The organism is Stenotrophomonas sp. SBJS02, assembly GCF_020428325.2.
Lineage (GTDB): Bacteria > Pseudomonadota > Gammaproteobacteria > Xanthomonadales > Xanthomonadaceae > Stenotrophomonas > Stenotrophomonas africana.
In genome coordinates this window covers 327,829-341,167 of sequence record NZ_CP109812.1, presented here as the reverse complement: position 1 = coordinate 341,167, position 13,339 = coordinate 327,829, and the positions used below count along the sequence as shown (strand labels likewise).

The 13,339-nt window shown below is 66.9% G+C and carries 13 protein-coding genes and 1 pseudogene; 10 read left to right on the top strand and 4 right to left on the bottom strand.

Features of this window, described 5'->3' with window-relative positions; genetic code table 11:
* Window positions 1–37 precede the first annotated feature (37 nt).
* Window positions 38–427, top strand: a complete 390-nt coding sequence (locus FQS62_RS01555; RefSeq protein WP_049448701.1) for a DUF6165 family protein — start codon at window positions 38–40, stop codon at window positions 425–427.
* A gap of 12 nt (window positions 428–439) precedes the next feature.
* On the opposite strand, the gene FQS62_RS01550 is transcribed toward FQS62_RS01555, so the two are convergent.
* Both FQS62_RS01550 and FQS62_RS01545 read right to left on the bottom strand, forming a co-directional pair.
* Window positions 440–1,111, bottom strand: a complete 672-nt coding sequence (locus tag FQS62_RS01550) for a response regulator transcription factor (RefSeq protein ID WP_049448702.1) — start codon at window positions 1,109–1,111, stop codon at window positions 440–442.
* Between the two features lie 189 nt (window positions 1,112–1,300).
* Window positions 1,301–1,873: an OmpO family porin gene (locus tag FQS62_RS01545; protein ID WP_032130335.1), complete on the bottom strand. Its 573-nt coding sequence runs from the start codon at window positions 1,871–1,873 to the stop codon at window positions 1,301–1,303.
* A gap of 210 nt (window positions 1,874–2,083) precedes the next feature.
* Between FQS62_RS01545 and FQS62_RS01540 the strand changes: the two genes are divergently transcribed.
* Together FQS62_RS01540 and FQS62_RS01535 are read left to right on the top strand one after the other, a co-directional pair.
* Window positions 2,084–4,486 carry a S9 family peptidase gene (locus tag FQS62_RS01540; protein WP_226053672.1) on the top strand — a complete coding sequence of 801 codons (2,403 nt, stop codon included), beginning with the start codon at window positions 2,084–2,086 and terminating at the stop codon, window positions 4,484–4,486.
* Window positions 4,487–4,577: 91 nt separating this feature from the next.
* Entirely contained in the window at window positions 4,578–4,937 is a 360-nt protein-coding gene (locus FQS62_RS01535; protein WP_005407745.1) for a DUF1428 domain-containing protein, read from the top strand.
* A gap of 15 nt (window positions 4,938–4,952) precedes the next feature.
* Here the strand turns inward: FQS62_RS01535 and FQS62_RS01530 are convergent.
* Together FQS62_RS01530 and FQS62_RS01525 are read right to left on the bottom strand one after the other, a co-directional pair.
* A pseudogene (locus FQS62_RS01530) lies at window positions 4,953–5,641 on the bottom strand (hypothetical protein).
* A 107-nt stretch (window positions 5,642–5,748) separates the two neighbouring features.
* Window positions 5,749–6,642 (bottom strand): histone, encoded by an 894-nt coding sequence (locus FQS62_RS01525; protein WP_208044017.1) that lies wholly within the window; start codon window positions 6,640–6,642, stop codon window positions 5,749–5,751.
* A 491-nt stretch (window positions 6,643–7,133) separates the two neighbouring features.
* Here FQS62_RS01525 and FQS62_RS01520 point away from each other — a divergent pair, with 491 nt between their 5' ends.
* The 7 genes from FQS62_RS01520 to FQS62_RS01490 all read left to right on the top strand — a co-directional run bounded on the left by FQS62_RS01520 (window position 7,134) and on the right by FQS62_RS01490 (window position 13,263).
* The gene (locus FQS62_RS01520) at window positions 7,134–8,567 is read left to right on the top strand and encodes a Do family serine endopeptidase (protein WP_049448706.1); all 1,434 of its coding nucleotides are present in this window, start codon (window positions 7,134–7,136) and stop codon (window positions 8,565–8,567) included.
* Between the two features lie 101 nt (window positions 8,568–8,668).
* Window positions 8,669–9,034: a hypothetical protein gene (locus tag FQS62_RS01515; protein WP_049448707.1), complete on the top strand. Its 366-nt coding sequence runs from the start codon at window positions 8,669–8,671 to the stop codon at window positions 9,032–9,034.
* Between the two features lie 8 nt (window positions 9,035–9,042).
* On the top strand, window positions 9,043–9,513 hold the full coding sequence (locus FQS62_RS01510) for a phage holin family protein (protein WP_049448709.1): 471 nt from the start codon (window positions 9,043–9,045) through the stop codon (window positions 9,511–9,513).
* Window positions 9,510–9,965 (top strand): hypothetical protein, encoded by a 456-nt coding sequence (locus tag FQS62_RS01505; protein ID WP_049448711.1) that lies wholly within the window; start codon window positions 9,510–9,512, stop codon window positions 9,963–9,965. Before FQS62_RS01510 ends, FQS62_RS01505 begins: the two co-directional genes overlap by 4 nt.
* 67 nt (window positions 9,966–10,032) lie before the next feature.
* A complete protein-coding gene (locus FQS62_RS01500; RefSeq protein ID WP_208044018.1) occupies window positions 10,033–11,142 on the top strand; it encodes an AI-2E family transporter in 1,110 nt (369 codons plus the stop codon).
* Window positions 11,143–11,172: 30 nt separating this feature from the next.
* Window positions 11,173–11,892 (top strand): HAD family hydrolase, encoded by a 720-nt coding sequence (locus tag FQS62_RS01495; RefSeq protein WP_049448715.1) that lies wholly within the window; start codon window positions 11,173–11,175, stop codon window positions 11,890–11,892.
* A 3-nt stretch (window positions 11,893–11,895) separates the two neighbouring features.
* Window positions 11,896–13,263, top strand: coding sequence for a leucyl aminopeptidase family protein (locus tag FQS62_RS01490; RefSeq protein WP_208044019.1), 1,368 nt, complete (start codon window positions 11,896–11,898; stop codon window positions 13,261–13,263).
* The last annotated feature ends 76 nt before the right edge of the window (window positions 13,264–13,339 follow it).

Sequence of the window (13,339 nt, the reverse complement as noted above, 5' to 3'; positions counted from 1 at the left end):
GCGGTATCATGGCGCCTTGTTTCCAGGAACCAACCGCGTGGACGCCATCCTGACTCCGGTATCGATCGGCGAGCTGATCGACAAGATCACCATTCTCGAGATCAAGGCCGAGCGCATCGGCGATGTGGCCAAGCTGGCCAACGTCCGCACCGAGCTGGATGGCCTGCTGCCCTTGCTGCAGCAGCAGCTGCAGGCACAGCCGGCACTGGCCGTGCTGAAGCAGCAGCTGAAGGCGATCAACGAGCGCATGTGGGATATCCAGGACCAGCTGCGCGACAAGGAAGCAGCCCAGGTGTTCGACGATGCGTTCATCCAGCTGGCACGCGGTGTCTATGGCACCAATGGCGAGCGCGTGCAGGTGAAGAACGAGATCAACCGCGTGGCCGGTTCGGCGCTGGTGGAAGAAAAGCAGTACCAGGGCGAATAAGCCGGCTCACCCTCACTCGAGCAGATGCCGGATGCGGAACAGTTCGCCGTCACTGCGGATGCCGAGCTTGCGATAGGCGGTCCGCTTCTGCGTACTGACCGTGCTGGCCGTACGGCCGAAACGCCGTGCGACCTCGCCGGTGCTGCAGCCCTGCAGGACCAGCCGGAGCACTTCGCGCTCACGTCGGCTCAATGCTGCGAGCAGCGGCTCCGGTGTCCGCCGCATCCGCGATCGACTCAACGGCGTGCGAAGTTCCGGCGGTACGAAGCGTCCGCCACGGACCAACACATCGACCGCGCGTCGCAGCATGTCCGGCGAAGTCTCCTTGGACAGGAAGCCGCGCGCGCCGGCCTGCATCGCCAGGGTCACCGTGCTGGCATTGCAGTGTGCGGACAGCACCAGCACCGGCAGCAGCGGCCAGCGCCGTGACAGCAGGCGAAGCAGGGACAATCCTTCCCCGGGCCCATGCGGTGCCAGCAGATCGACCAGCAACAGGTCGATGTCGCCGGGCTGGCGCTGCAGCAGGTCGAACAGTTCGCGCTCACAGGTGAAGCTGGCACAGACCTGCACGCCAGCGTGCCGGCGCAGTACGACTTCCACCCCCAGCCGAAGTACTGGATGCGGCGCCAGCATGGCCAGGCGGCAGGGCCGGTCGAGACACAGAGCGGGAACGGCAGGCGGCATCACACAGATCCGGCAATACGAAGTACCCACCGTAGGTCGGTGCTGCGGTCAGCGGAATCCAATTTATTGCAACAGAGCACGACCGGGGCGTGTGGTCAGGCGCGGTTTCGTTTCCCCACAACGCAACAGGCCCGGCAGAAGCCGGGCCTGTCGAGGCATCGTCAGCGCGCAGGCGCGCCGAAGAAGCAATTACCAGCTGAAGCGCGGGCCGACGGTGTATTCCTTGTCGCCGTCGCGGTTCATCTTCAGCTCGCCGTTCAGGCCCCAGTTCTGGTTCAGCTTGACCTGACCGCCCAGGCGACCGTACCACTGGCCTTCCGGATTGATGCCGTGCTTCTTCGAGAAGTCTTCGTAGCCGACCATGCCGTAGACTTCGGCGTGGGCACCGAAGGCGGTGCGGATACCGGCTTCAGCGCTGTAGCCGTTGAAGTCCAGGCCGTGCTTCTGGTCGCGCTTCTGGTAGGCAACGCGGGCAACGAAGTCGGTGGTCGGAGCGATTTCAACGTTGTAGCCGGCGCCGATCTTCCACTGGTCCAGCTTGATGTTGGTGTGGTCGATTTCCTGGCGGCTGTACTCACCGAAGGCGTGGAAGTTCGGCAGGAAGCCGTAGGAACCCTTCACGCCCCAGCCGTCGGCCTTGAACGCGTCGATGTCGGTCTTGGCGTAGTCGGCTTCGGCGTAGTTGTACGACAGGTTCTCAGCAGCCGAGGCGGTGAACGGCAGGGCAGCGGCCAGGGCCAGAGCAATCAGCGAATTCTTCATGGGGGTACACCTTTACTTTCTTATGGTGTGCAGCAGCGCCAGGGCGCCATCGCATCGGGAATGTAAATTCTCCGTTATTCGCCACAACGCTCCCTGAAAACAGCGGTCTTCGCATTGCTGAATTTTTTGGCTTGATTCAGGCTGCGTCTGGCATACGCGCGCGGCGCGCGTGCATTTGTGATTCGTCGTCGATTGCAACAGGAGGTTGCCTTGCACGTTTCCGATCCGCTGCTGATGCCTGTCCGCGCCGCCCTCCTGGCCTGCGCGGCCCTGTTCCCGATCCCCCCTGCGCACGCGTTGCAGGCGGCTGACTACCAACGCGCCGAACGCGTGCATGACAGTCATCTGCGCGGTGCGCTGCGCAATGCTTCGGTGCTGCCCCACTGGCTGGCCGATGGGCGGTTCTGGTACGAACGCGAAGACGCGCAGGGCCGGCGCCAGGCGATACTGGTCGATCCAATCCAGGCTACGCGCCAGATCCTGTTCGAACCCACTGCGCTGGACGCCGCAGTTGCACCTCTCGGTGCCAGCGGGCCACGCCTGCGCTTGAACAGTGTGCAGGTACTGGATGATGGCCTGCGCCTGCAGTTCAACGGCGAGGCGGCAATCAACTGCCAATGGCCACGCCTGCAGTGCACGGCCGCACCGCAGCCGTCGCCGCCAGCCGATGCATTGCCTTCGCCTGGCGGCGACGCCTGGCTGCAGGTACGCGATCACAATCTGTGGCTGCAGCGCTCTGGAACGGCGTCGCAGGTACTGACCCACGGCGGTGAGGCCGGGCATGGCTATGGCGTACTGCCGGACTTCACCCTGCGCGGCATTGCACGCCGTCAGGGCCGGATGCCGGTGCGTCCGTTCGCGGTCGGCTGGTCAGCGGACGGGCGCTACGTGGCCGGCATCCGCTACGACGAACGCGCGCTGCAGGACTACCCCTATCTGGAAAGCAGCCCGACCCACAGCGCGCGGCCACGCGTGCATACCGTGAAGCTGGGGGTGCTGGGCGATGCACAGCAGGTACGCGACAGCCTGTATGTGATCGATATCCTCAGCGGCAGGCAGCATGACATCGCTCTGCCCGAGGGCTGGAACACGCTCAGCGAGGCCGGCATCCTGGGTTGGGACGGTGATCGGTTGTATGCCGTGATCGCGCACTTCGGCACACCGCGCAGGCTGCGCCTGGTGGAGGTCGATGCCAACAGCGGTGCATTGCGCACGGTTCTGGAAGAAGCCAGCGACACTCGCCTGCAGCTCAACGTGTATTCCTACAACCGGCCCGCGGTGGCCATCCTGCCCGGGCAGGACACCGCCGTGTGGTTCTCGCAGCGCGATGGCTGGGGCCATCTGTACCGGGTGCGCCTGTCCGACGGCAAAGTGCTGCGCCAGCTCACCCGCGGCAGATGGGTGGTGCGTGACCTGCTGGGTGTGGACGCTGCGGGTGGCTGGGCGTACTTCAGCGCCGGTGGCGTCGACGGTGGCGACCCCTACGTGCGCGGCCTGTACCGGGTATCGCTGCAGGGCGGTTCGATCCAGCGCCTGGCCGCTGATGGCAACGACCACATGGCCGATGCCGGTACCGGCGCGCTGTTCGGGGCACGCGCGCCGCAGGCGATGTCGCCTGGCGGCGGCTATCTGGTGGATACCGTTTCCCGTCTCGGCCAGCCACCACGCACCGTGCTGCGGGCCAGCGATGACGGCCGTGAAGTGATGGTGCTGGAAACAGCCGATGACAGCGCGATCGTTGCTGCCGGTTGGCGCCCACCACGGCGCGAGCGGCTGCTGGCCGCCGATGGGCGCACGCCGATCTTCGCCACCGTCTACCTGCCCCGTGACTATCGCGATGACGGCAGCTTCCCGGTGATCGACGCGATGTACGGTGGCTCCTTCATCAGCAATGCGCCGGTGACCTACGCCGAGGCGGTATCTGCCTTGAACCCGGTGTCACGCGCCAGCCTGGCCGAACTCGGCTTCGTGGTGGTCAGCATCGATGCGCGCGGCACCGGTGGCCGCGACAAGGCGTTCCATGACAGCAGCTTCCTGCGCGCCGCCGATGTGCAGCTGGATGACCATGTGGCCGCGCTGCGCCAGCTGGGCGAACGCTACCCGGGCATCGACCTGCAGCGGGTCGGCATCTATGGGCATTCGTTCGGCGGTTACAGCGCGGCGCGTGCATTGCTGCGCTATCCGGCGTTCTACAAGGTGGGCGTGGCCTCGGCCGGCAGCCACAATTTCCAGGGCATGTACGGCGGCGCGCTGCACGGCATGGACCGGCTGTTCGGTGGCGTGCTGCCAGCTACGGCCATGGCCGATGGCGTGCCGGCGCCCTTTGCCGGGCTCGACAATGCGGCACTGGCCGGCAACCTGCGCGGGCATCTGCTGCTGGTCTATGGCGAACTGGACGAGAACGCGCCACCGGCGCTGACCCTGCAGCTGGCCGCCGCCCTGAACAAGGCCCAGCGCGGCTACGACCTGCTGTACCTGGCCCGGCAGGACCACGAACTGTTCCGCAACGACGCCACCTACACGCACCGCATGTGGGACTACTTCGTGCGCCACCTGGCCGGCCAGCAGCCGCCGGATACGGTGCTGGCACCGCTGCCCGGTGGCCCGGGCTGAACAGGCGCACACAGGATGTCGATCCCCGACGCCCTGGTTCGTCGGGTATTTGAAGGCCGTGCATGCGGCACGGTCCATCCGGAGGCAGGCAATGAGCTACATCGATGGTTTCGTCCTGGCGGTGCCCACCGCCAACAAAGAGAAGTTCCTCGCCCATGCACGCACAGGGGATCCCGTTTTCATCGAGTACGGCGCGCTGCGCGTGGTCGAGTGCTGGGGCGACGACGTGCCACACGGCAAGACCACCGACTTCTTCGGCGCAGTGAAAGCCACGCCAGACGAGACGGTGGTGTTTTCGTGGATCGAATGGCCGGACAAGCCGACCCGCGACGCCGGCATGAAGAAGATGATGGAAGACCCGCGGTTTGATCCGGCGACGAATCCGATGCCATTCGACGGCGCGCGGATGATCTACGGTGGCTTCGTACCAATCTACGAACTGACCCGCTGAACCGGGCGGACGTGCTCAGCGCGCGTCCGTTTCATCGCTGGCGGAGGCATGGCCGGCGCCCAGTGCGGCGCCGGCGCCGAGGCCCACACCGCCCATGCCGGCCCCCATTCCGCCACCGCCGCCTCCACCCGCACGACCGCCCTTGGCATCGCCGTCGTTGCGGCCCTTGCCACCGCCACTGGCACCGCCCGGCCGGTCGGCCCCTGTGGCGGTATCTGCAGGTCGGCCGGAATCGGCGCGAGGTCCAGCGCTTCGCGCACGAAGTCGCGCAGCGAGACCACCAGTTCGTGGGTGTGCACCGGTCGCCCCTGCGCAAGATCGTTGGCAGCGCGCGCAGCCAGCCGCACCTGTTCGTCGGTGCCCAGCAACAGGATGTCCGACAGCGCCGCTTCAACGGCATCACGGATGCGGCGCGCGCGATCCGAGCGGGGTTCGGCAATGCCTTCGGCATCTTCGCGCTGGCGCAGGTCGCGGCGGTGGCTGGGATCCACGCCCAGTTCGCCGGTGAACGAACCGCCCAGGGTCTTGTAGGCCGCCATCAGCGTGCGCAGCCGTTCGTTGATCTGCCGGTTCTCGCGCTCGCGGCGCTGTTGCAGGGTCTGCATCACCAGCAGGCGGATGCCCACGCCCAGCAGGGTGATCAGGACCAGGCCGGCCAAGGTGGACAGCACGCCCTGCCAGGAACTGAAGTCGATACCACGCATGCACGGGGCTCCGGCGGGAAGAACCTGCATCTTGCCCCAGACCGCGCCCCAGAAACGCGAAAGGCCCCACCACCCGGTGGGTGGCAGGGCCTTCGGTCACGGCGCGATTACTTGCGCTTGGCGACCTTGCGCACGGCCTTCTTGGCCGGCGCCTTCTTGGCGGCGACCTTCTTCAGCGGGGCAGCCTTCTTGGCAACCGTCTTGCGGGTGGCGGCAACCTTCTTGCCCACTGCCTTCTTGGCAACGGCGGACTTCTTGCCGACCACCTTCTTGGCAGCAGCGGTCTTCTTGCCGACGGCCTTCTTGGCCACAGCAGCCTTCTTGCCGACAACCTTCTTGGCGACGGCGGTCTTCTTGGTGGCGACCTTCCTGGTGGCGGCAACCTTCTTGCCGACAACCTTCTTCGCAGCCACGGCCTTCTTGCCAGCGACCTTCTTGGCGGCGACGGTCTTCTTGGCCACGGCCTTCTTGGCGGTGGCGACCTTCTTGCCGACAACCTTCTTGGCGGCCGCGGTCTTCTTGGCGACGGTCTTCTTGGCGACGGCAGCCTTCTTGGTGGCGGCCTTCTTCACGGTAGCGACCTTCTTGCCGGCAGCCTTGGTGGCGGCCTTGGTGGTCTTCTTGGCAGCGGCGGCCTTCTTGGTCACAGCCTTGCCTGCAGTTGCCTTCTTCTTGGCCACTTCCTTCTTCAGGGCAGCGGCTTCGGCCTTGGCGTTCTTCTTGGCCGCTTCCAGCTTCTTCTTGGCGTTGGCAACGGTCTTGCCGACCGACTTGGCGGCCTTCTCGGCCTTCTTGGCAACGGTCTTCTCGACCTTGGCCACAGCCTTCTTGGCCTTGGCAACGCGGGTACCGGCAGCCTTGGTGGCGCGCTTGACGGTCTTCTTGACCGACTTCACGGCGTCTTCGGCGGCGTGGGCGATGGTCTCGCCAACGTTGGTGGCGGTTTCTTTGACGTTCTCGACGGCGTCGGTCACGACCGACACACCATTACCGTTGCTCATGTTGCCCTCCTGGGGGCCTTAAGTATCAAAACGGGGCGATGCTATACCGACATTGACGATCGTGGAACGGGGCACGCACCAGCAATCGCATCTGATGCGACGGCAATGGTGTAGCCCGCCACTGCTGCAGCAGTGGCGGGTTTACAGGAAACCCCTTTTTTTTAAGGACTACGCCACATCGACCGCGTGGTCGAAGATGGCCGTTGCGTGCCGTTGAACGGATGCAGCGTCCAGTGCGCGCTGTGACGCATTGCGGCGCCCTGTTGCGCGGAACTGCGCAAGTATCAGTCTGTGTCCACGCGCCGTGCGATGGTCTTCGGTGGTGCAGGAATCGCCCCTGCGGGCGTCGCCACAGCCTTGTTGCCATCCTCCGCCCCCCCCTTCGCGGCCTGTGGTTTTCATGGCGCATTTATCCAGATCGCGACACACTCATTCAGCATGTTTTACCGTAGGGCCGAACCGTCCCCATCCACGCCAGCGAACCGACTCCCATGCGACCGCTTCCCACCCTGCTCACGCTCGCAATCGCCGCCGCCTTCGGTGGCTTCGTTGCCACCGGCATCAATGCGCACCTGGACAACCGGGCCGATGCCGCACCGCTGCCGGCGGTCGTGCCGACCACCGCTGCATTGCCGGCCTCGGTGGCCGGACAAGCGGTACCGTCGCTGGCACCGATGCTGGAGAAGGCGATGCCGGCGGTGGTCAGCGTCAACACCAAGCAGGTGGTTCGCGTGCGCAACCCCTTCTTCAACGACCCGTTCTTCCGCCGCCTGTTCCCGGACATCCCGCAGGAACGCATCAACGAGTCGCTGGGCTCGGGCGTGATCATCGACGCCAAGGAGGGCCTGGTACTGACCAACCACCATGTCATCGACAACGCCGATGACGTACAGGTGACACTGGCCGACGGGCGCACGGTCAAGGCCGAGTTCCTCGGTTCGGACCGCGATACCGACATCGCGCTGATCCGCATTCCGGCGCAGAACCTGACCGACATCAAGCTCGGCAACAGCGACCAGCTGCGGGTGGGCGACTTCGTAGTGGCGATCGGCAATCCGTTCGGCTTCAGCCAGACGGTCACCTCGGGCATCGTCTCGGCGGTGGGCCGCAGCGGCATCCGCGGGCTGGGCTACCAGAACTTCATCCAGACCGACGCGTCGATCAACCCGGGCAACTCGGGTGGCGCACTGGTCGATCTGCAGGGCCAGCTGGTCGGCATCAATACCGCCAGCTTCAACCCGCAGGGCAGCATGGCCGGCAACATCGGCCTGGGCCTGGCGATTCCGTCCAACCTGGCGCGCAGCGTGGTCGACCAGCTGGTCAAGCACGGCGTCGTGGTGCGCGGCACGCTGGGCGTGGAAAGCCAGAACCTGACCGCGCAGATCGCGCAGGGCCTGGGCCTGGGCGAAACCCGTGGCGCACTGATCACCCGCGTGCTGGCCGGTTCGGCCGCCGCCGCTGCCGGCCTGAAGCCGGGCGACGTGGTGGTCTCGGCCAATGGCCAGCGCGTGGACAGCGCCGAGGCCCTGCACAACGTGGAAGGCCTGGCCGCGGTCGGCAGCGCGTTGACGCTGGACGTACGCCGCGAAGGCAAGCCACTGCAGATCAAGGCAACGCTGAAGGAACAGGCGCGCGCGGTCACCGGCGAGAGCCTGGACCCGCGCCTGACCGGGGCCACCTTCGTCGACCTGCCCGAGTCACTGCGTCAGTCCGGAGTCGGCGGCGTGCTGGTCAGTGAGGTCAAGCGCGGCAGCCGCGCGGCCACCAACGGCCTGCAGCAGGGCGACATCATCACCGATGCCACGGTGGGCGAATTCGCCGACCTGGCCAGCTGGCGCGCCAACTTCCAGCAGCGCCCGCCGACCCTGGTGGTACGCGTGCTGCGCAACAATGGCCAGCAGCAGGGCCAGCTCGTGATGCGGTGATCGCCCTGCCGTAACACCCCCTATACCCCGGCAATGCTATTGCTGTCAGTCCAGGTCGGCACCGCCGACACCCGTTCCCCCATCGCAACAGGAGTGATTCGATGAGCCCCACCAATACCGAGAACCTGAAGGAACACCTGGGTGAAGCCGGTTCCCACCTGAAGCAGGCCGCGTCGGCCGCCGGCGGTGCGATCAAGGGTGCAACCGGCGCAGCCGGCGACGAACTGCGTATCGGCAAGGCCAACGTCAAGGCTGAACTGTCCGACAGCGCGCTGTCCGGCCTGGCTGCCGCCGAGTTCGGTGGTGCCGCCGCCAAGGAACAGGTTGACGCACTGATGGACAAGGGCAAGGACCTGATCGACAGCGCCGCTGAGCTCATCCGTGAACGTCCGCTGGCCTCGTTCGGCGTCGCCTTTGCTGCCGGCTGGATCATTGCCAAGCTGGCCCGCAGCAGCAGCGACAAGTAAGCCGCGGCGTGAGCGAAGACAACGCGCAAACCCCTGATCCAGCGGCCACCCCGCCGCTGGATGAGAGCATCCGTCAGGTCGGCGCGGCCGGTCGTGCCGCCGCCGATTCGGCCAGGCATTCGCTGCGTTCGCTGCGCCGGTTGGCCTCGGCCGACTTCGCGCTGGCGCGCAGCGCGTTCGGCCGTGCGCTGGCTTGGGCCGGCGTGGCGATCGTATTCGGTGCCTCGGCCTGGCTGCTGATGGCCGCCACCCTCATCGCCCTGCTGCAGAGCTGGGGCCTGAGCTGGCTGCAGGCCCTGCTGATCACCTCGCTGCTGAGCCTGGCCGTCACCGGTTATGCGATCTGGCGGGTGTCCTACTTCTTCCACCACACCGGCATGCACGCCACCCGGCGCCAGTTGTCACGCCTGGGCCTGTTCGACGAGCCCAGCGAAGACGATCCCGATGCCGATGTGCAGCTGCCTGAGGGCAAGCCATGAAGTTCGGTGCGCTGCAGCGGCGGGTGAAACGCTGCGAACAGGTGGTGACCGTGCGACTGGTCGAAACCCAGGACCACTGGTCCACGCTCAGCGACGTCTGGCGAAAAGGCTGGTCGCCGCTGCGCATCGTGGTGGTCGGCCTCGCCGGTGGCTTCATTGCCGGCAAACTGGAAGTCCCGGGCAAGGTCAACGGTGCGCGCTGGTTGCAGATGGTGGGTTCGGTCTCGAACCTGTTCGCCAGTGCGCAGGCCGCGTTCGCCACGGCGATGGCAGCACAGGCGGCGGCCACCGCCGACGATGCAGCCGAAGAAGCCGCCGACGCCAGCGAACAGGCGCAGGCCACCGCATCGGCATCCACCGCACGGCCGGCACCGGCGGCGCAATCCACCGCGGAACCGGAAGTGAGCGAACCGCGCCCGGCCGAAGCCGCCACCGAGCTGTCCGAACGTTGATCCACGAAATCCGCCGCGCCGATCGCGGCCGGCGGATAATGCGCTCCCCTTTCCGGTTGATGCGTCGATGAGCGAGTCACTCCTGTCCCCGTCACCGGCTGGCCCTGACGAGCCAGAGGCAGCGCTGCCACCGCCGTCGCGCCCGCGCGGGCCGATGTCGCTGGTGGTGCTTGCGACCCTGGCGGTGGGCTACACGCTGTGGGCCGCACAGGACATCATCCTGCCGGTGCTGCTGGCGATGTTCTTCGCGCTGGTCGGCAACCCGATCCTGCGCCTGCTGCAGAAGCTGTGGATTCCGCGCGCGCTGGGCGCGCTGCTGATCCTTGGCGCCGGCTTGGGCGTGACCGGATCGCTGGCCGTGCAGCTGATCGGGCCGGCGATGGAGTGGGCGCAGGAAGCACCGCAGCAGCTGCGCAAGGTTGCCCGCCAGGTGCAGGACCTGACCAAGCCGGTGCAGCAGGCCAACCAGGCCGCGGAGAACTTCGCCCGCGTGGCCGGTGGTGACAGCAACCGCAAGGTGCAGGTGATCCGCACCCAGCTCGACGACCCGTACCGCATGCTGACCCGTGCGCCGCGACTGGCCGCCTCCGTGCTGGCGGTGGTGCTGCTGACCCTGTTCTTCATGATCTACGGGCAGAGCCTGCAGCGCGCGGCGATCGCCCTGTTCCCGAACCGCCAGCAGCAGCGCTTCACCACGGACATCCTGCGTTCAATCGAGCGCGAGGTCTCGCGTTACGTGCTGACCATCAGCGTGATCAACACCCTGGTCGGGCTGGTGTTCGCCGGCGTGCTGATGCTGCTCGGCATCGGCCTGCAGGAAGCGCTGCTGTGGGGCACGGTGGCCGCACTGCTGAATTTTGCGCCGTATGTGGGTCCGTTGATCGGCGTGGCGCTGATGCTGCTGATGGGCTTCGTGGAATTCCGCGACCCGCTGCAGGCGCTGCTGCCAGCGGCCGCCTACCTGGCCCTGCACACCCTGGAGGGACAGATGGTGACCCCGATCGTGCTGGGCCGGCGCATGAAGCTGTCGCCGCTGGTGCTGATCCTGGCGCTGATGGTGTTCGGCTGGGCCTGGGGCATGATCGGGCTGCTGCTGGCGGTGCCACTGCTGGTATGCATCAAGCTGGTGCTGGCGCGGCTGGACGGCATGCAGGGCTGGGCGCGGCTGCTGGAATGAAAGCCGCGCGGGCAGGGGTAGAATGGCGGGGTGAATTTCCCCGTCCAAGCCATCACCCTCGACCTTGACGACACGCTGTGGCCGTTCGCTCCGATCGGCGCCCGCATCGACCTGGTCCTGCACGAGTGGATGCGCGAACACAGCCCCGCCACGGCCGCGATGTATCCGGTGGCGGCGATGCGCGAACTGCGCGAACGCCTGTACCACGCCCATCCGCACCTCCATCATGACCTGAGCGCGCTGCGCCGGCTGACCCTGCACGAAGCGCTGCACACCAGTGGTGCCAGCCTGGAGCTGCTGGAGCCGGCGTATGAAGTCTTCTTCGCCGCGCGCAACCAGGTCGAGTGCTACCCCGATGCGATCGATGCGCTGGCGCGGATTGCCGCGCGGGTACCGGTGGCAGCGCTGAGCAACGGCAATGCCGATCTGGAGCGGATCGGCCTGGCCCATCATTTCGCCTTCCAGCTGGGCGCGCGCGAACACGGCGCGGCCAAGCCTGAGGCGAGCATCTTCCATGCCGCCTGCACCCGCCTGGGTGTGGCGCCGGCACAGGTACTGCACGTCGGCGACCACGCCGAAATGGACGTGGCCGGAGCGATCGCCGCCGGCCTGCGCGGCTGCTGGATCAACCGCGAAGCAGCCACCTGGACCCATCCGCAGCTGCAGCCGGACCTGCAGTTCGACACCCTCACCGGCCTGGCCGACTGGTTGGATGCCAACCTCGACGCTGCCGCACCCCGGAGTACCTGACGCATGAGCGAGATCACTGGTTTCACTGCCGACACCGCCGCAGCGCTGCCGCTGTATGTGCTGGACCGCGAGCAGTTCGCGGTCTGGAAGGACGGCCAGCCGGCCGCCACCCGGGCATGGCTGGCGTCGCAGGGCTTCACCGCCGGTGCCTTCACCACGGCGTTGCTGCCCGGCGCCGATGGTCTGGCCGGAGCGGTGATCGGTGTCGGTGATCGTGCCGATGCCTACAGCTATTCGCATGCCCCGCATGCCCTGCCGGAAGGCAGCGTGTGGCAGCTGGCCAGCGAACTGCCGGCCGCCGAACTGGCGCTGCTGCAGCTGGGCTGGGGCCTGGGTAGCTACCGCTTCGACCGCTATCGCAAGCGCCACCGTGCGCCGGCGCGCCTGGTGGCCGAGCCGACCGGCGAAGTGGCCGAGCTGATCGCCGCCAGCCTGCGCGTGCGTGACTGGGTCAACACCCCGACCGAAGACATGGGTCCGCAGCAGCTGGAAGATGCCGCACGCGCGCTGGCCGATGCGCATGGCGCGCAGGTCGAGGCGATCACCGGCGACGAACTGCTGAAGCAGAATTTCCCGGCCATCCACGCCGTGGGCCGCGCATCGCACCGCGCACCGCGCCTGGTCGTGCTGCGCTGGGGCAAGGACACCGATCCAGCACTGGTGCTGGTCGGCAAGGGCGTGTGCTTCGATACCGGCGGCCTGGACATCAAGCCGGCCGACGGCATGCGCAACATGAAGAAGGACATGGGCGGCGCCGCGCATGCCCTGGCCCTGGCAGGCCTGGTGATGGCACGCGGGCTGCCGGTACGGCTGACCCTGCTGGTGCCGGCGGTGGAAAACGCGATCGGTCCCGATGCCTTCCGCCCGGGCGAAGTGATCGCCACCCGCAAGGGCTTGAGCGTGGAGATCGACAACACCGACGCCGAAGGCCGCGTGATCCTGTGCGATGCACTGACCTTCGCCAGCGAGCAGAAACCGGACCTGGTGCTGGACTTCGCCACCCTCACCGGCGCCGCGCGCATCGCGCTGGGCCCGGATCTGCCGGCGCTCTTCAGCAATGACGACAGCGTGGCGCAGCAATGGCTGCAGGCTGGTGATGCGACCCGCGACCCGGTCTGGCGCATGCCGCTGTGGCGCCCCTACCTGCGTTACCTGACCAGCGGCATCGCCGATCTGGCCAACGCCGGCTCGCGCATGGCCGGTTCGGTTACCGCCGCGCTGTACCTGGAACGCTTCCTGGAAGACGGCCAGCGCTGGGCGCATCTGGACGTGTACGCCTGGAACGACGGTGAACGCCCGGGCCGTCCGGCCGGTGGCGAAGCGCTGGCGCTGCGTTCGGCGTGGGCAATGCTGAAGCAGCGCTACAGCTGATCGGGTGGGTGCCGACCGTTGGTCGGCACGCCGTCCCCGGAAAATCTGACGAAAAATTGAATTTCGGGCCCGGCCG

Bases quoted from the DNA above. Each gene is read 5' to 3' on its own strand.
- FQS62_RS01505 (WP_049448711.1), top strand. From the start codon at position 9,510: ATGAAGTTCGGTGCGCTGCAGCGGCGGGTGAAACGCTGCGAACAGGTG.
- FQS62_RS01535 (WP_005407745.1), top strand. From the start codon at position 4,578: ATGAGCTACATCGATGGTTTCGTCCTGGCGGTGCCCACCGCCAACAAA.
- FQS62_RS01500 (WP_208044018.1), top strand. From the start codon at position 10,033: ATGAGCGAGTCACTCCTGTCCCCGTCACCGGCTGGCCCTGACGAGCCA.
- FQS62_RS01515 (WP_049448707.1), top strand. From the start codon at position 8,669: ATGAGCCCCACCAATACCGAGAACCTGAAGGAACACCTGGGTGAAGCC.
- FQS62_RS01525 (WP_208044017.1), bottom strand. From the start codon at position 6,642: ATGAGCAACGGTAATGGTGTGTCGGTCGTGACCGACGCCGTCGAGAAC.
- FQS62_RS01545 (WP_032130335.1), bottom strand. From the start codon at position 1,873: ATGAAGAATTCGCTGATTGCTCTGGCCCTGGCCGCTGCCCTGCCGTTC.
- FQS62_RS01550 (WP_049448702.1), bottom strand. From the start codon at position 1,111: ATGCCGCCTGCCGTTCCCGCTCTGTGTCTCGACCGGCCCTGCCGCCTG.
- FQS62_RS01490 (WP_208044019.1), top strand. From the start codon at position 11,896: ATGAGCGAGATCACTGGTTTCACTGCCGACACCGCCGCAGCGCTGCCG.
- FQS62_RS01520 (WP_049448706.1), top strand. From the start codon at position 7,134: ATGCGACCGCTTCCCACCCTGCTCACGCTCGCAATCGCCGCCGCCTTC.